Below are 16,583 nucleotides of genomic sequence, written 5' to 3'. Positions count from 1 at the left end.
GCCTTCCGCCCCCGGCCACACCCGGGGGCATCAGGACCGGCCGTTCGGTCGTCAGCTGTCGAGTCTGGCCGCCTGCATGGCGCCCAGTCGCCGCACGAACAGGGCGGTGACGATCGCCGTCGGCACGACCAGCACGTGCACGGCCACGCTGGCCCAGGTCGCCCACGTGAATTCGTACCTCAGGCCAAGGGTGTCCTCGTACGTCTCGGAGTCGTAGTCCTTGGTGAGGAGTGTCGTCCACTCGATCCAGAAGAGGGGCCAGGTCAGGAAAGTGACCAGCCACAGGGCCCACCATGTGTGCAGCAGACCGGCCGGGGCAGTCGTGCCGCCGCGTCCAGGGGGGCTGGAGGCGTGCCAGATGTCGTCGGCGATCTGCTTGGGCAGCCACAGGTTGCCGATCGGGATGAACCAGCCGAATGCGGCCATGGAGGGGCGGTAACGCAGCCGGCCGGGCGCGAGCCGTTCGGCGACGACTCGTACCCGGAAGAACCAGAGCAGCCAGGACGCCGTCAATCCCACGCCGGAGACGACCTGGGCCACCAGCATGATCTGGCCGACCGTCTCAATTTCGTCGTAGCTCTCCACCCGGTGCCACCGTCTCGCGTCGTCGGCGACATCGAGCTGGTACACCACTGTGCTCACGGAGATCAGGGTGAAGAGGGCAAGCAGCACATAGGCGGCGATCTGGTAGCCGGTGACGGAGTGCAGGGGGTCACGGCCGCGCATATGGCGGCGTTCGTTGACCAGTAAGGGCTGGGGTGCCCCCGGCGGATTCGCGTGGCCGAACGGTGGTGGCGCCATCGCTCGGGGGCCGCCACCGTCGGTCGCGGTGGCCGGGTCGTGAAGAGCGGTCAGCGCCAGGGTCCGGCGGTCGGCGATGACCTGGGTGAGCGCCTCAGGCAGCCACCGCCCCTGGTCGGGCGAAGCGAGCACGGTGAGCCGGGTCAGCACCTGCTCCAGGCTGGGCCGGGCGGCGGGGTCCTTGGCCAGGCAGGCCGCCACCAGAGCGGCCAGAGGGGCGGGCACTCCTTGAAGATCGGGCTCGGCGTGCACCACGCGGAAGACGACCGCGTGGACGGGCCCCGTCCCGAAGGGGCTGCGGCCGGTCACGGTGAAGGCGAGCATGCAGCCGAGCGAGAACACGTCCGAGGGCGGCCCGACCTCCCGGCCCATGGCCTGTTCGGGGGACATGAACGCGGCGGTGCCCAGCACGGTGGAGGTCTGGGTGTGGCTGGTGGCGTCCAGGGCGCGGGCGATGCCGAAGTCGATCAGGCGAGGCCCGTCCTCGGCGAGGATGACGTTGCCGGGTTTGAGGTCGCGATGCACCATCCCGCAGGCGTGCACGGCGGCGAGTCCTTCGGCCAGCCCGGCGCCGAGCACCGCGGCCGACTCCACCGGGAGCGGCCCGTGCTCGTCGACGGCTTGGTGCAGGGAGGGGCCGGGGATGTAGGCGGTGGCCAGCCACGGCCGGACGGCGTCGGTGTCGGCGTCCACGACCTGGGCGGTGTAGAACCCGCCGACCTTGCGGGCGGCGTCCACCTCGGACGTGAAGCGGCGCCGGAAGTCGCTGTTGCCGGCCAGCTCCGGGCGCACCACTTTGACGGCGACCAGGCGCCCGCCCGGGGAGCGGCCCAGGAACACCTCTCCCATCCCGCCCCCACCGAGCCTTGCGTGCAGCCGGTAGGAGCCGATGTGAGCCGGGTCGCCGTCGCGTAGGGGGTCGGTCATGGTGACTCATTCCTCGTCGAGATCATCGCCGGTCGGTGTCGATGATTCCAAAAGAGGGGCCACCGGAATATGGCAAAACCAGGTCGCGCCGGGCCCGGTGACCGCCTTGCAGGTGCGCCCGTCCGTCATCGGCATCGCCGTCGGCCAGGTCCTGAGTACCGCGGGTACGGGCAGCGGGCCGTTAGACTACACCGATGTTCGCGCGCGTTCCCCTGGCCGTCCGCTCATGGCCGGCCTGGTGGAGAGCCCAGCCGTCCTTGGTCAAGGACGGCGCGCTCGCGGCGACGCTCACTGCGCTGGCCTTCGTACCGACGCTGTCCGTCATCGGAGCCCAGCTCAGTGACCTGCCGAAGCGACCGGCCGACGCCTTGGCGGTGGTGCTGACCGTGGCGCAATCGGCGCCGCTGGCGTTCCGCAGCCGTCACCCGGCGGCATGCCTGGCCGTCATCGGCGCCGCCTTCGCCGTTCATCAGGCGCTCTGTTATCCGCAGACGTTCGCCAGCGTCGGCTTCTACCTGGCCCTGTATACGGCCGGAGCCCAACAGTCCCGGCACCGTCGCACGCTCGCGGCGGCGGTGAGCGCCGGCTACGCCGCACTCGCGATCGTCCTGAGCCGGCTGGGATCCCCCAACCGGATCCCGGACTTCGTCGCCTTCTACCTGGTTCTGGTCGTGATCTGGATGGCCGGAGCCGGGATGCGCCGGTGGCGGGCCGAGGAGGCCGAACGGCGGCGGCTCGGCGCGCTGGCGGCCGGCGCCGACGAACGCGCGCGCATCGCCCGTGAGCTGCACGACGTGGTCACCCATCACGTGACCGCCATCGTGGTGCAGGCCGACGCCGCGCAGTTCCTGGTCGGCGCCGCACCGGAACGCGCAGGGCAAGGGCTGGCCGCCATCGGCGACACCGGCCGGCGGGCGCTGACGGAGCTTCGGCATCTGCTCGGTGTGCTGGAGGCGACCGGCGACGACGCGCTCACGGACCGTACGCCGGGCCTCGGCAGTATCGCCGACCTGGTCGAACAGGCCCGCGTCTCCGGCCAGCCCGTCGAACTGACCGAGCACGGCGAGCGCCTGGCTCGGCCCGTCGACGTCGAGCTGGCCGCGTATCGGGTGGTTCAGGAAGCCCTCACGAACGCCATCAAACACGCGACCGGCCGGCCCACCAGGGTCATGGTCCACCACCGCACCGGCCACATCGACATCGAGGTGACCACCGACGGGTCCGCTCTGGTGGAAGGTCCCGCCGTACCGTCCGGGGGGCGAGGGCTGGACGGGCTGCGCCGCCGCGTCCAGATGCTGAACGGTGAGCTGACCGCCGGCGCCCGGCCCGGGGGCGGGTTCACCGTCCGGGCTCTCATCCCCTTCAGGAGCGCCGCATGACCAGTACGCCGATCCGGGTGCTCATCTGTGAGGACCATGAGCTGGTGCGCACCGGCTACACCACGATCTTCTCCGCCCAGCCCGACATGGAGGTCGTCGGGGATGCCGCGGACGGCCGCGCGGCGCTCGACGCCGCCCGGCGGCTGCTGCCGGACGTCGTCGTGATGGACATCCGGATGCCCGTCCTGGACGGCATCGAGGTCACCAGGCGACTGGCCGGGCCAGGCGTCGCCGCTCCGGTGAAGGTACTGGTGGTGACCACGTTCAACGTCGACGAGTACGCCTACGAAGCACTCAGGGCAGGCGCCAGCGGCTTCCTGCTCAAGGACGCGCGGCCGAAGGAACTGGTGGACGGCGTACGCACCGTCGCGCGCGGCGACTCCCTGCTCGCGCCCGCCGTCACCCGGGCCCTCATCGGCCACTTCGCCGAGCGCCTGCGCCCCACCGACTCCGCCCGGCCGGCCCTGCAGGAGGTCGTGCGGGCGCTGACCCAGCGGGAGCTGGAAGTACTCGAACAGCTCGCCGAGGGCCTGTCCAACGCGGAGATCGCCACACGGCTGTCCATCAGCATCGAGACCGTCAAGACGTACGTGTCGCGGATCCTGACGAAACTCGACCTGCGCGACCGTGTACAGGCGGTCGTGCTCGCCTACCGGGTGGGACTGGTGGCCGCCGATCAGGGTTGACACGGCGGTCAGGCGGAGGGCTCGGCGCGGTGCGGCCGAGGCCGGATCCGGCCGGCGCGGGCGGCCCGCCGCAGCAGGAGAATCGTGGGCGCCGAGCAGACCAGCAGCGCGAAGAGGCTGGCCTCAGGGCCGAAGACGCCGCCGGTCAGCGCGGTCGGGCCGGACAGCGTGACGTTCAGCAGGCCCTCGGGCGGCGTGGCCGATCCGGAGACCGTGACACCGAAGATCCCGGCCTGGGCGAAGTTCCAGGCGAAGTGCAGGCCGATGGGCAGCCACAGCGAGCGGGTGGCGACGTAGGCGGCGGCCAGCATGGCTCCGCCCGTCAAGGCGATCGCGAACACGCCCCACAGGGTGGCGTTGCCGTTGACCAGGTGCATCGCACCGAACAGCAGCATGGATACGACCAGGGCGATCACGGTGCCGGTACGTTCCTCCATGATGCGGAACACCACCCCGCGAAACAGCAGTTCTTCGGTCACGGCGACGCCGGCCATCAGCCCCGCGGTGCCGAGGAAGCCGCCGAAGGAACCCCAGGACAGCTCCTGCCAGCCACCGAACACCGCGATCAGCGCCATCAGCCCGGCGAACAGGCCCGACCCGAGCAGCATCCCGCGCCGCAGCTGGGACCATCGCCGCGTCTTCCCGAGTTCGGGGACGTCCGGACGCAGCTCGACGACCCGGCACAACCAGCGGTAGCAGATGACCGCGATGATGGCCAGGCCGATCCCCACCGGCAGGGCGAGGATCGGTACGGGCGAGACGAGTTGGTTGATCCCGGTCGTCACCGACATCACACCGAACAACGCGACCAGCAGGACGGGGAACCGGAACCTGCGCAACCGGTCACGGGCCGTGGCCGAACCGGCGTGCGAAGGGGTGGCTCTCGAATGCTCAGGGGACGCCACGATCGCGATCCTTTCGATCAGAGGTCCGCGGTGTCTTCCGCGGCTCAAGTGAGGCTAGGGATCGGAGCCGGGCATGCCATCCCCCTGGAACGGACACAGCGGTAGCTCTCACGAGGGATCAGGAACCGCCCCGGCTTTCTGTCTCCCGCGACGTCCAGGGCATGTGCACCATCCTTGAGAGCACCCAAGAACAGCCCATCATGAATGCGCAGGTCAGCGCCTCAGATCCAGTTCTGACACCCTTCGAGGTCAGGCATCAGGTCACTACTGTCCAGAACCCCCTTCGGCGAAGTGCTTGAGCAGACGGTGGTGCACGAACTGGTACTCGTTCGTCGAGAGCCGGCGGAGCAGCCCGGCCCTGACCAGTTCCTCCAGCGACTGCGGCACCTGCCGGCCGTGCTTGCCGTGGTGCCGGAAGATGTTTCTGATCTCCCGGCTCTCGTCGTCGAAGCTCGTCCCGTCCCGGGAGATCAGGTGTCGCGCGACGTCACGCAGGATCTCCCGCAGTGCGGGCCCGTCATCGAGCATCGCCATCGCACGGTCGGCGTAGAGTTCGACGAGATCGCGCCCCTCCGCCGACGCCTCGCGCAGCCACGAGTCGGTCAGGTTGGCCAGCAGCGCGGGCGCGCCCGCGAGCTCCTCGGCGTCCGCCGCCGCCCCCTTCCACGCGCCCAGGAGGCGCGACATCTCCTGCTCGGTGACCCCCTTCACCCGCACCTTGACGAAGTCCTGGTGCACTACCAGCGGATGGCCCGGGCCAGGATTGCGATCGGTGACAGTGATCTTGGCCCCGGTCACTTCGTGCCAGCGCACCACCTCCTGAGCGATCTTGTCGCGGTCGGCGGGGTCGGCCACCTCGTCCAGCCCGTCGAGCACATAGATCAGGCGTTGCCGGTTGACCATGGCGAGGGCTTCGGTGATCGGCGTCCGGTACTGCTGGACGAGCGCATGAGTCATCCACATCTCGAACCCCGGGCGGCTGAGGTCCAGCGACCGCAGGCTCACGAAGACCGGAACGGGACCACCGCCCTCCTCCAGCAGGCGCAGAGTGATACGGGCCGCGAGCACTGTCTTGCCGGCGCCTGACGCTCCGACCACGAGCAGGCCCCGGTCCCAGCGGGCGACGAGGTCGTCCAGCGTGATCGCCCGGCCGTCCATGTCGAGATCCTGCGCCAGCACGGCGCCCCTGGCGGGGAGCAACTGTCCGACCTGCCGCTCCACCCGCTCGGCGAGCACCGCGAGTCCTTCCGCCAACTCCCCTCTGGCGGCGGCGACGAGCGGCTGCCCCACCGGCGGCACCGCCTTCGACTCCTCCTCGCTGTGCTCCGGGACGGGGGCGGATCTCACCAGATCGATGTACGCGCCCACGTCCGCGGGCACAGCCCGATGGGAGTCCCGGAACCTGGAGATGAGTTGAAGGGGCAACTGACTCCAATCGAGTTGCCGCCCTTCCTCGGCGGTGTCGAGATCCTCCTTGATCCGCTGCAACAGGCTGGCGTCCTGGGCCAGCCTGGCGTAGAACTCACCGTCTCCTTCCCTGATCAGCAGGATCGCCGCCAGGGTGGAGACGTCGTACGGAGACAGCTGCCTCGCCTTGGCGATCCGGTCCTGCAATATCAGGACGTTGAGAAACCGTTTGATCGACCGAGGGTTGCGCGGCAGCCCGATGCGCAGCAGGTCGCGCGTGGGCATGATCTCTTCCGGAAGCAGGCTCCGCAGATAGTCGTCGAAGGCGGCGGCTGACAACCTCGGCATTTCGAACGGAAACTGAATGATCTTGTCCAGATAATGGTCGACCTGCAGACCCTTGTACTTCTCCCCGAGGGCCACCAGCAGCGGTTCCTTGGCGACGGCCAGGAAGAAGACACAGTTGTCGCGGTTGAAATGGAGCTTGAGCGCCTCCAGCAGTCCGGCCACCTGATCGCCGGCGCATCGGTCGAGGTCGTCGATGAACACCACGAGCCGCTTCTTGCCCGTCTCCGCCAGAGCTTGCGCGATCAGATCGGTGAGGTACTCATCCAGCCGCACACGATCCGAACGAATACGGAAATGTTGTTCGTCGTACTCCTTGAGACTGCTGCGCACGTCAGCCAGGTTCACCCGGGCCGTCGAGGAGAGCACCAGAGAGCCGAGCACCTCGGAGATGGTCCGCAGCGTGCGCGCAACCTGTTCCTTCTTCGCCAGTCCGAGCTCCGCGACGAGCGTGTGGAGCAGCGGCAGCACCGGGTTGTCGTCGTACTGGTGCCGCCACGGGTCGAACCACACGTGTGCGCAGTCGCCGTACTGATCGTCGATCACCTGTCTGACCTGCTTGAGCAGGGAGGTCTTGCCGATCCCCCACTCGCCGTAGACACCGATGACCATGGGCGGAGAGGCGGAGTGGGCAAGCAGCGCCAGCGCCTGCGCGTACTCCGCCCGCCCCAGGCTGTCCGTGACCGCCGGCTCGTCGCTGTGCGTGAATCCGGCCGGGGCCTGCTCCTCCTCCTTGAGAGCGGGCGCCGGTTCCACCCGCGGCCTGCGCCTGCGCCACATCAGCCAGGCGAGGAGCCCCACAAGGATCAGACCACCGGCGAGATAGGGCCACAGCCGCAGAAGCAGGTGCCGCGGCACCACCCGCAGTTCCCGCCGCGCCACCCCGGTCTCGGCGTAGAGAACCAGTTGCCCGCTCGTCTCCCGCAGCCGTGGCCCCGGCACCAGGGTGACGGTCACGTTCCCGCCCGCCGGAAGCTGAACCGACCCGCCGCCCTGGACGCTCACCGCGCTCGCGGCAGGGCCCGCGACCTGGATGCGGGCCGTCACGGCCGGTCCCGGATTCACGACGGTGACCTTCACGGGCACGCGCGGGAACGTCTCGAGTGAGATGGACAGCGCCGAATTGTCCAGGAACTGGGGAGCACCGAACCCCGTGCCCACGGCCAGGACCACCACGACAAATAAGCGCGCGATCGGCATGCCTTGATTATTCAGGCTTTCTGCGGGGGCCAGCCGGGCGAAAGCCCTTTTCTGAAGGGCCGAATCATGGTGGCGGCAAAAGCGAGCGTGACCATCGCGACGGCCAACGTGGTGGTGGTGACCCACACGTCCGCGCATGCGTAGAGCAACCCGGCGAGCACCGGGCCGAGCGCCCCTCCGCCGTAGCTGACCAGCCGGGAGACGCCTGCCACCCGAGCCAGCTTGTCAGCCGGCACCCGGCTGATCACCGTACGGATCGTCACGTTGCTCAGCCCACCCGCCACGCCGATCATCAGCAGTGCCAGCGCGAAGGCTCCGGGCGAGAGCGCGGTGGTCACGGCCAGCAGCAGCGCCGCCGCGCACACCCAGGTGTGCACCAGCAACATCGATCGGCCGCGGTGGGTGAGACCGATGATCTCGGCCAGCCGGTAGGCCGGCACCTTCCCGGCGATCCTCTGGCGTTGCGGCGAGATGAGCGCCCCCACCACCCCGCCCACCCCCGCGGTCGCCAGGATGACGCCGATCAACGCCGGGCTCTCCCGTGTCTGCGTCATATGGGTCACGAACACCACGGTCAGCGCCTGCACGACCAAGTTGATCAGGGCGGTCAGGATCGTCGCGGACCTCAGGAAGTCGTTCGTCCAGATCTCCCTCAGCCCGACACGGATCTCCTCCATGAGCGAGAGCCTGACCGGCCGGGCCGGGGTCCGCCGCACCGGCGTGCGGGCCAGCGTGGCCGCCGCGGAGAGGAACGCCACCGCGTTCGCCAGGAAGGTCATCGCCGGGCCGTACGCGTAGAGCACCCCTCCCAGCGACCGCCCTGTCAGGCCCACGGCGTGAACGGTGGTCTCGTGCACGGCGAGCGCCGTGTCCACCTCCGCCGGGCGGGCCACCGCCGGAACCAGCGCGATCTCCGCGACGGACGAGAACACCGTCAGACATCCCTCGGCGAAGGCCACCACGAGCAGATGCTCGATCTGCAGGCTGCCCAGGAGCAACGCACCGCAGGTGACGGCCATCAGCAGGCCCTTGGCCAGCTCGCACCAGGTCATGACGAGCCTCGGGCCGACCCGGTCGACGACCGTGCCCGCCGGCAGGTAACACAGCAGGCCGGGCAGTGTGGCGGCGCACACCACCCAGCCGGTCCAGGAGGGCGATCCGGTGAGCGCGATGGCGAGCAGGGGGTAGGCCACGCTCAGCGTGCGCGTGCCCATCATCGACAGCGTCGATGCCGTCCAGGAGCGGCGAAAGCCCGCGTTTGTGGCGAACAGCGAGGTCAAGCCACTCGGAGCTTGTCTGGTCTCCACCGCCACTCCTGCCGTCCTGTGCTCGAGCACAGTGTCCCGTGATCCGCGGCGGTGGGGTGACGGCGGCTGCATTGTCAGAGACTAAATGATGCACTCCCCGGTGCAGGACATTACCTGCGTGGCTGTCAACGAGTGCGGGGCTCGGTCACGCTCAACCGGTCGGCCTCGGCGGCCAGCCGTGGCGGAAGGAGCGGGCTGGTCGTGCTCTGCCGCGCCCTGCGGGCGAGCCGTACCGCCTCGTCGTGGTTGCCGGCGGCCTCCATGACGCGGGCGGCGCGCAGCAGCGTGGAGCCGTCCTGGACCGTCTCCATGGGCGGGATGGCCCGAACCGCCATGTGCACGTCGCCGCTCAATGCGAGGGCCAGGGCGTACGCGGCCCGGGTCGAGGGTTGCTGGAGCGGACGCACCCGCTCCAGGTCACGCAGCGCTCCGGCGGGCCGTTGCAGGTCGGAGAGGATCTCGCCACGCGCCTGCAGCGCCTCCGGCGCGTTCCCTTCTCTCATCAGCGCGTCGTCGAGCACGTCGACGGCGGTGCGCTCGTGGCCGCCGTACCACAGCGCCCAGGCCAGCTCCGTCTGGATGGCGGAATCGTCCGGGCTGCGCCGCGCGGCCGCCTGCAGCTGCCGGATGGCCTCGTCGGTCCTGCCCTGCCTGAGGAGAACCCGGCCCGTGGCGGTGAGCAGGGTCGCCGCGAGCACGTCCGTACCCGGCTGCGCGACGTACAGCTGAGTGGCCCTGCGGTAGTGGATCACCGCTTCGTCGAGGTCGTCCCGCAGGTAGGCCACGTCGCCGAGCAGGGATTCGATCGCGGCGCTCAGCCGGACGTCGTGCCCTGCTTCGCGTAACGCCAGCCTCCCGTGCCGGGCGGCCACCTCGAACTCGCCCGCGAGCACGGCGGACTCCGCGAGGCGCAGGCGCGCGTCCGGGCGGATGTGGACCGCGCCGCCGGGAAGGGGGCCGCCTCGAAACAACGCGGGGCGCAACCGTTCGTGCCAGATTCGCCAGCCGGAGGCGTCGGGCACCCTCGCGAGCACATAGCGGTCCGCCAGAGCCTTCAGCACCGGAGCCGGGAGACCGGCTGTCTCCGTCACGACCTCCGGCGAGCCGAAGGTCTCGCGCAGTCGGGTGCGGAGCTTTTCCGGGTCGGCATGGAAGTGGTCGGCGGCGACCTCTTCCAGTTGCCGCCGGCAGTAGGCGGCGATCGCCTCGTCGGGGCCGTCGAGGTCGCCGATCAGCTCGGGTTGGGACGGGCTCAGCAGTGCGGTGCAGGCGATCTGCAGCAGGAGGGGCTCGACCTGACCGGCCGCGTCGGCCAGGTCGTCCACCAGCCCCTCGGCGACTCCAGGCGCGAACGTGTGGCCCAGCTCCTCCAAGGGTTTTCGGCAGGCGGCGACGGCCTGTTCGCGCCGAAGCGGACCCAGACGGTAGGGAGGCGTGGTCACGCGGCTGTGCCGGACGACCTCATCCAGATGATCGTCGTCGACCGCGATCAGCAGATGGAAGGGCAGGTCGCCGTCGAGCACGGCGAAGATCTGCTCGATCAGTTGCTCACAGTGCCGGCGCTGCCGGTCATGGGCGGTGAACAACTCCTCGACCTGGTCGACGACCGCCATGATCGGCACCGGAGCGCCGGAGGCGTCCAGCCGCGGGGGTCGCGTGCGCAGAAAGGCGGAGATCGTCAGGCCGGACAAGTGCGTCGGCGCCTCGTGCGGAGCCCATGACGACAGCAGTGCGAGCACGAACGAGTTCCTGCCACCGCCGGCGAGCGCGGCCGGCACCGAGGATCGCCGTGACACCCTGCCGATCGGCAGCACGTCGGCGCTGTAGGAATCGAGGAGGGGCAGCACTCCGGCGGCGATCAGCGAGCTTTTCCCTACGCCACGAGGGCCGTGCACGATCGTGATCGGATCAGCACGCCAGCGAGCGGCCACCTCGGCCGCCTCGGTCTCACGGCCGACGAAGCGGGCGTCGTCCGCCCTGGCGTAGGGGCGCGTACCGACATACGGCCATGCATCCGGGACCGAGTTGCTGCTGGATCTCATCACCGTGCCTCGCCCCATTGCCGCGATTCTGCCAGGAATACAGGCACCATCCGATGGCAGATGGAGAATTGTCGCAATCGATATGACTATATGGCCGAGCTCCAGCCGGCGACGGTGAGGTCATCCGGGTCTTCGGCCAGCCGCAGGTAGGCTCGCCTGAGCACCGGAGAGTGAAGATTCCTGAGCGCATCGAGATCGATGACGCCGAGGTCGATGATGCCGATCGTGCTCTCTTCTTCCATGCATTCTCCTGGTTTTCGGTCAGCCGTAACCAGCTCCGCGCAATTTGCTTCTTCAGACGATTCTGCGTCGGTATTTTTCAGGAATCAATCTATAAGATGTGAGCAACGAGGACCATGGCCGGAGGACCACGTGAGCGAGCAGGTCAACGAGTACGGGCCGATTCGGATGCCGAACATCTGGGGGAAGATCCCAGCCCGTAACCGAAATTTCACCGGACGTGAGCATTTGCTGGACCGGTTGAGAGAGAGCCTGCACCTGTCGACCACCGCAGCCGTGGTGGCGCACACGCCCGTCCCGCAGGCCCTGCACGGCCTCGGCGGGGTCGGCAAGACCCAACTGGTCACGGAGTTCGCCTGGCGCTTCCGGGGATCGTACGAGCTCGTCTGGTGGATCTCGGCCGACCAGCCGGCCCTGGTCCCCGCCGCTCTCGCGGGGCTGGCCGCCGACCTCAACTGCGCTCCCGCCAGCGCCGTCGGCATCGAGGAGGCCGCGGCCTCGGTGCGCAGGGCGCTCCAGCGCGGCGAGCCGTACAGCAAATGGTTATTGATCTTCGACAACGCCGACGAGCCCGAGGCGATCAAGGACTTCCTCCCCGACGGAGGGCCGGGACACGTACTGATCACCTCCCGCAACATCCGCTGGAGCGCGGCCAGCGAGAGCGTGGCGGTGGACGTCTTCGAGCGGAACGAGAGCATCCAGTTCCTCCGCAGACGCCTCGAACGCGACATGCCCCACGCCGAGGCCGACGCCCTCGCGCAGGCGCTCGGTGACCTGCCTCTGGCGCTGGAGCAGGCGGCGGCGCTCCAGCTCACGACCGGCCTGTCCACCGACGAGTACCTCGAAGCGCTGGGCGAAGAGACACGGCGGCTGCTCGCTCTGGGCAAGGCCACCGAATATCCCCACTCCATGACCGCGGCCTGGCAACTGTCGGTCCAGGCGATCGAGGAACGCATGCCCGAGGCCGCCACCGTGCTGCGGTGCCTGGCCTTCTTCGGTCCCGAGCCGATCCCCCGCGACCTGTTCCGCCGCGGCAACAAGACCCAGGGCGCCGCGCGCATCGGCCCGATCCTGTCCGACCCGCTGCTGCTGAGCCGGGCCTTCGGCGAGCTCAACCGGTTCGCCCTGCTCAAGGTCGAGTCCGCCGCCGGCACCGTCCAGGTGCACCGCCTCATCCAGGCGCTGCTGCGCGACTCGGTCGACGAGCGGGAACGCGGCGAGATCCGGCACGAAGTCCACCTGCTGCTGGCCGGTGGCGCGCCCGTCGACCCGGAGGACACCACCAGGTGGGCGGCCTTCCGCGAGCTGCTGCCCCATTTCGAGCCGTCCGGCCTCGCGGACTGCGCCGAGGCGGATCCCCGCAACTTCTGCATCACGCTCGTCCGCTTCCTCTACCGAGTGGGCGACTACCGGTCGGCCAGGACCTTCGCCGAGCATCTCCGCGACACCTGGACGGCCGCCTCGGGCCCGGAGAGCCCCGACGTGCTGCGGATCCGCCGCCACCTGGCCAACGTGCTCTGGCAGCTCGGCGACTTCGACGAGTCCCGCCTGCTCAACGCGGAGACGCTGGCGATGATGCAGCGCGTGCTCGGCCCCGACCACGAGGAGACCCTCGGCGCGGCCAACTCCTACGGCGCCTCACTACGCGCGCTGGGCGACTTCGCCGCCGCTCAGAAGCAGGACAAGGAGTCGCTGGCGGCCTTCGAGCGTGTCTTCGGCCCGACCCATCCGGTGACTCTCCGCCTGCTCAACAACCTCGCGCTCGACCACGCGCTGCTCAGCGACTACTTCACCGCGCGCGACCTGCACAAGCTGGCCTACCTGGAGATGAGCGGCGCCACCCACGGCGTCGGCAAGTGGGACGTGCAGAACGCCTGGAACGGCCTGGCACAGGTGCTGCGGCTCTGCGGCGCCTACGAGGAAGCCGTCGACCTGGGCGAGGAGGTCTACGCCTACGGGCTCAGGGAGCTCACCGCGGAACATCCCATCGTGATCAAGACCGCCAAGGACCTCTCCATCGCCCGGCGTGGCGCCGGTGACATCACCGCGTCGCTGGAACTGGCCAAGGAAACGCTCAGCCGCTTGGAAAAGCTCTTCGGCCGGGACAACCCCGACACCATGGCCACCGCGATCGCGCTGTCGAACAGCCTGCGCGAGGCCGGCAACCTGGACGAGGCGATGGCGCTCGTCAAGGACACTCTGCCGAGGTATCACACGATCTACGGCCCGCGACACCCGTTCACCTACGGCTGCCGCGCCGACCTCGCACTCCTCCACCGGCTTCGCGGCGACCCCGAACGCGCCCGGGAGGAGAACTCCGAAGCCTACGAGGGCCTGCTCACCCGCCTCGGCGCCGAGCACGAGTACACGCTCATGGCGGCCGTCAACCTGGCCTCCGACTACGCCGCGCTGGGCGACAGCCACACCGCTCGCCGCCTGGGCGAGGAGAGCCTGGCGCGGCTGCGCGGGTTCTTCGGCAAGGAGCACTTCCTCACCACCTTCGGCGCCGTCAACCTCGCCATCGACCTGAGCGACACCGGAGCCGACGAGGAGGCGGCCGCGCTGCGAACGGAGATCGTGAACAACCTCCGGCGCATCTCTCGCACGTCCACGCCCGACATGGTCCGAGCGCTCAAGGGCGAGCGGATCGACTGGGACTTCGATCCGCTGTCCCTGTGACGCCGTTCCTGGCGAGCCAGGCCGCTCTGTGCTCGTCCGCCTCCCGCGCCGCCGCCTCGGCGGCGGCGGGCGGCACCGGATCCTTCATCCAGGACGACAGGGTACGGCGGAGCAGTCCGGTGAACCGTTCGCCGACCGGCGTCAGCTTCCCGCTGTCGAGCAGGGTCCCCGTCACCTCCAGCGCGGCTGCGCGCCAGCGCGCGAACTCGATGTGGGGACGCAGTCCGCGCTCGGAGTCGCGCTGACGGCGCCAGAATCCGGCCAGGCCGAGGTGTGCGTACGCGCCGTGCAGGAGACCGGACAGCGGGCGTGGATCACCGCGCCAGGGCGCGTAGAAGCGCCGCTCGTCCGGAAGCGTCAGCTCCACCAGGTCGAGTACGGCGTTGAGCTTGGCGTGCTGGAGCTCGTGCGCGAACGTCGACGCGAGCCAGGTGTGATCGGGCGGAGTCGACATCGCCACCGTGCCGAAGGTGACGCGGGACGTCGCGCTGTCCCGGCCGCTCTGGGCCGCCTTGATGGGGGTGAGCACCCGGGCGATCGCGCGCAGCTCAGCGGCGGTCGTCCAATGATGTTTGTCCAGGAGCTCCCAGGCGGCGGCGACGTGGCTCCGCCAGCGCCGCAGGTCGTCGGGCGGCAGCCGGCCGTCGATCACTGTGGGACCTGGCCAGCGATGCGGATCCAGATCGTCGACGACCAGCTCGATCGCGCCGTCGGCCGAGCGGATCCGATGGAGCGGGGTGCATCTGGACGTGTCGGTTTCCAGCTCGATGATCTGGTCCTCGTCCGTCGGCAGGACGAGCTGCCCCAGCGAGGGCAACGTGATCACCCCGCCCGGCGCGGGAACCTGGACCCGCAGCCGTAGCCCGGCCCGGCAGGCGGCCGCCGCGGCGACCGCACCGAGCTGCGCCACGGCCAGCGGATCCGCCCGTCCAGTGATCAATGCCCGCAGAGTGCTCTTGGCCCACGCACCGACCGCTGGATAGCCGATCACGTACTTGACCGCTTCAGGAGCCTGTGCGGCGATCTCGGCGAGCCGGTCATAGGCAGCTTCCGCCCGCCCTTCCTCCGCCACCCCCCTGAGGAGCAGCAGATGCTTGCTGTACTGCGTCTCGGCCAGGAATTGGGCTGCCTCCGCGCCACCTCCCCCTCGCGCCAGCCGGTCAAGAAGATCTTGAGGGACGGTGTACGAGTCGAGCCGCATGTCGCTCCCCTCAGTGAACCGACCCGCGCAGGTCGGCGACGAGGCGTTCACGAATGTGATCGATCAGTCGATACAGGTCATCGCAATAGACTGACGGGTTCTTGAAGCCGTCGTCCGAGCGGTAACGATGCGTGTAGAGCCCGCCGCCGCACACTCGCCCGAATTTGCATGCCTTGCACGTGTCGCTCAACGCTTCCCAACCGAGCTGGCGCGCCACCATGCCGGGATGTCGGAGCGCCTCGTCGAAGGAATGGTCCACGATGTTCAAGCCGGTCATGGGGGCGCCCTGCCGTACCGCCTTGAGGGAGTCCGTCTGCTCGATGGTGCCGTCCGTCTCGATCACGACGACCGTGGACGGCGTCAGGCCCACGGATTCGCTGGCCGAGCCGCCGCCGAGCAACAGACTCACGATTTCCTGAAATGTCCGTATCACGCTGTCGCTGCCGCTTTCGTACCAATGGTCGAAGATCGGAATGAGCCAGTCGGCGTACGGCGTAGCCGGCTTCCTCCATCCCGGCGGTGGCGTGTCCCAGGTCGCGTGCGGCAGCAGGAAGTCCATGGTCGGCGGATCGAAAGCGCTCAGCGCCTCATAGGTCTCGACGGGATCATTGAGCAGATCGACCGTGCACAACAGCCCGCTGAACAGGTGACGGAACCTCTCGCTGGTGAGCCGTGTCAGCCCCTGCATCACTGCCGGGTAGCTCCCCCGCCCGTCGGCGAACCGCCGATTGCGGTCGTTCTCCCTGGGACCGCCGTCGAGACTCACTCCCACCCGGACGTCCATCGCGTCGAACGACGACAGCGCCGCTTCGTCCAGCAACACCGCGTTCGTCTGCAGCACCGCCTCGACCCGCAGCCCCGGCCCCACCTCGGACCGCACCAACTCCACGATCTTCGCGAGGTACTCGTGACCCGCCAGCAACGGCTCCCCTCCGTGCAGAACCACTCGCACCGACGGCAAATCATGATCAGCCGCGTGCTCGGCGATACGCTGGGCGGCGATGGAGACCAGTTGAGGGTCCATCACCATCGGCCGCCCCCGCCAGCTCTGATCAGCCAGGGTGTAGACATAGCAGTAGTCGCACGCCAAATTGCAGCGGCTATGGACTTTAAGCAGGAATTGCCGGAAAGGTCGCGCCCGCCACCCGCCACGAAGCAGTTCGTCGACATCGAGCGCTGAAGGCCACTCCCATGATTGATTCTCTGCGTTAGATGTCAACCTAGAGACCACCCCGCTTCAACGCTGCCAATTCTAGACGACCCAGGGCAAATGGGGGAGGCTCCGTCGCGGCCCGGCAGCGCTGGGCCGTGATCGCTTTACTGCTCGAATCGCACACCGGCCACGCCAATCAATGAAATGCGAGGTCCTGGTGTCATTGCGCCTGCCGATAATCACATCCATCCAGGTCATGACTCTGCGAAGGCTTCGCGTGGCGTACGCGAGCCGCCGGCGCCGGCCATCCG

General features: G+C 69.0%; 11 protein-coding genes. 3 read left to right on the top strand and 8 right to left on the bottom strand.

Annotated features, from left to right (window positions below; translation table 11 throughout):
- Positions 1-51: 51 nt before the first annotated feature.
- On the bottom strand, positions 52-1,728 hold the full coding sequence (locus AB0C33_RS46655; protein WP_358300779.1) for a protein kinase: 1,677 nt from the start codon (positions 1,726-1,728) through the stop codon (positions 52-54).
- A 194-nt stretch (positions 1,729-1,922) separates the two neighbouring features.
- On the opposite strand from AB0C33_RS46655, the gene AB0C33_RS46650 reads away from it, so the two are divergent.
- Together AB0C33_RS46650 and AB0C33_RS46645 are read left to right on the top strand one after the other, a co-directional pair.
- Positions 1,923-3,107 (top strand): histidine kinase, encoded by a 1,185-nt coding sequence (locus tag AB0C33_RS46650; RefSeq protein WP_358300776.1) that lies wholly within the window; start codon positions 1,923-1,925, stop codon positions 3,105-3,107.
- Complete coding sequence (locus AB0C33_RS46645; protein ID WP_358300773.1) at positions 3,104-3,793, top strand: response regulator transcription factor; 690 nt, start codon at positions 3,104-3,106, stop codon at positions 3,791-3,793. The genes AB0C33_RS46650 and AB0C33_RS46645 overlap by 4 nt, the downstream gene beginning before the upstream one ends.
- 8 nt (positions 3,794-3,801) lie before the next feature.
- Here the strand turns inward: AB0C33_RS46645 and AB0C33_RS46640 are convergent, their stop codons facing one another.
- The 5 genes from AB0C33_RS46640 to fxsA form a co-directional block, all read right to left on the bottom strand.
- Positions 3,802-4,698 (bottom strand): type II CAAX endopeptidase family protein, encoded by an 897-nt coding sequence (locus AB0C33_RS46640; RefSeq protein WP_358300770.1) that lies wholly within the window; start codon positions 4,696-4,698, stop codon positions 3,802-3,804.
- Between the two features lie 264 nt (positions 4,699-4,962).
- Positions 4,963-7,650, bottom strand: a complete 2,688-nt coding sequence (locus AB0C33_RS46635) for a P-loop NTPase fold protein (RefSeq protein ID WP_358300767.1) — start codon at positions 7,648-7,650, stop codon at positions 4,963-4,965.
- A gap of 11 nt (positions 7,651-7,661) precedes the next feature.
- Positions 7,662-9,029, bottom strand: coding sequence for an MFS transporter (locus tag AB0C33_RS46630; RefSeq protein WP_358300764.1), 1,368 nt, complete (start codon positions 9,027-9,029; stop codon positions 7,662-7,664).
- Between the two features lie 53 nt (positions 9,030-9,082).
- Positions 9,083-10,999, bottom strand: coding sequence for a tetratricopeptide repeat protein (locus AB0C33_RS46625; RefSeq protein WP_358300761.1), 1,917 nt, complete (start codon positions 10,997-10,999; stop codon positions 9,083-9,085).
- Positions 11,000-11,085: 86 nt separating this feature from the next.
- The gene (gene fxsA, locus AB0C33_RS46620) at positions 11,086-11,241 is read right to left on the bottom strand and encodes an FxSxx-COOH cyclophane-containing RiPP peptide (protein WP_358300759.1); all 156 of its coding nucleotides are present in this window, start codon (positions 11,239-11,241) and stop codon (positions 11,086-11,088) included.
- Between the two features lie 238 nt (positions 11,242-11,479).
- On the opposite strand from fxsA, the gene fxsT reads away from it, so the two are divergent.
- Entirely contained in the window at positions 11,480-13,918 is a 2,439-nt protein-coding gene (gene fxsT / locus AB0C33_RS46615) for an FxSxx-COOH system tetratricopeptide repeat protein (RefSeq protein ID WP_358300756.1), read from the top strand.
- Here fxsT and AB0C33_RS46610 read toward each other — a convergent pair.
- Together AB0C33_RS46610 and AB0C33_RS46605 are read right to left on the bottom strand one after the other, a co-directional pair.
- Positions 13,872-15,119 carry an HEXXH motif domain-containing protein gene (locus AB0C33_RS46610; protein WP_358300753.1) on the bottom strand — a complete coding sequence of 416 codons (1,248 nt, stop codon included), beginning with the start codon at positions 15,117-15,119 and terminating at the stop codon, positions 13,872-13,874. The two genes, fxsT and AB0C33_RS46610, sit on opposite strands and share 47 nt — an antisense overlap.
- A gap of 10 nt (positions 15,120-15,129) precedes the next feature.
- On the bottom strand, positions 15,130-16,350 hold the full coding sequence (locus tag AB0C33_RS46605) for an FxsB family cyclophane-forming radical SAM/SPASM peptide maturase (protein ID WP_358300751.1): 1,221 nt from the start codon (positions 16,348-16,350) through the stop codon (positions 15,130-15,132).
- Between the last annotated feature and the right edge of the window lie 233 nt (positions 16,351-16,583).

This window comes from Nonomuraea sp. NPDC048881, assembly GCF_040649795.1.
Lineage (GTDB): Bacteria > Actinomycetota > Actinomycetes > Streptosporangiales > Streptosporangiaceae > Nonomuraea.
The sequence above is the reverse complement of the archived record's forward strand: the minus strand, read 5'-3'. Positions and strand labels throughout refer to the sequence as shown.

What these genes read in the sequence shown, in the direction of transcription:
- AB0C33_RS46645 (WP_358300773.1), top strand. Translation starts at nt 3,104, where the DNA reads ATGACCAGTACGCCGATCCGGGTGCTCATCTGTGAGGACCATGAGCTG.
- AB0C33_RS46625 (WP_358300761.1), bottom strand. Translation starts at nt 10,999, where the DNA reads ATGAGATCCAGCAGCAACTCGGTCCCGGATGCATGGCCGTATGTCGGT.
- AB0C33_RS46650 (WP_358300776.1), top strand. Translation starts at nt 1,923, where the DNA reads ATGTTCGCGCGCGTTCCCCTGGCCGTCCGCTCATGGCCGGCCTGGTGG.
- AB0C33_RS46655 (WP_358300779.1), bottom strand. Translation starts at nt 1,728, where the DNA reads ATGACCGACCCCCTACGCGACGGCGACCCGGCTCACATCGGCTCCTAC.
- fxsA (WP_358300759.1), bottom strand. Translation starts at nt 11,241, where the DNA reads ATGGAAGAAGAGAGCACGATCGGCATCATCGACCTCGGCGTCATCGAT.
- AB0C33_RS46635 (WP_358300767.1), bottom strand. Translation starts at nt 7,650, where the DNA reads ATGCCGATCGCGCGCTTATTTGTCGTGGTGGTCCTGGCCGTGGGCACG.
- AB0C33_RS46630 (WP_358300764.1), bottom strand. Translation starts at nt 9,029, where the DNA reads ATGCAGCCGCCGTCACCCCACCGCCGCGGATCACGGGACACTGTGCTC.
- AB0C33_RS46610 (WP_358300753.1), bottom strand. Translation starts at nt 15,119, where the DNA reads ATGCGGCTCGACTCGTACACCGTCCCTCAAGATCTTCTTGACCGGCTG.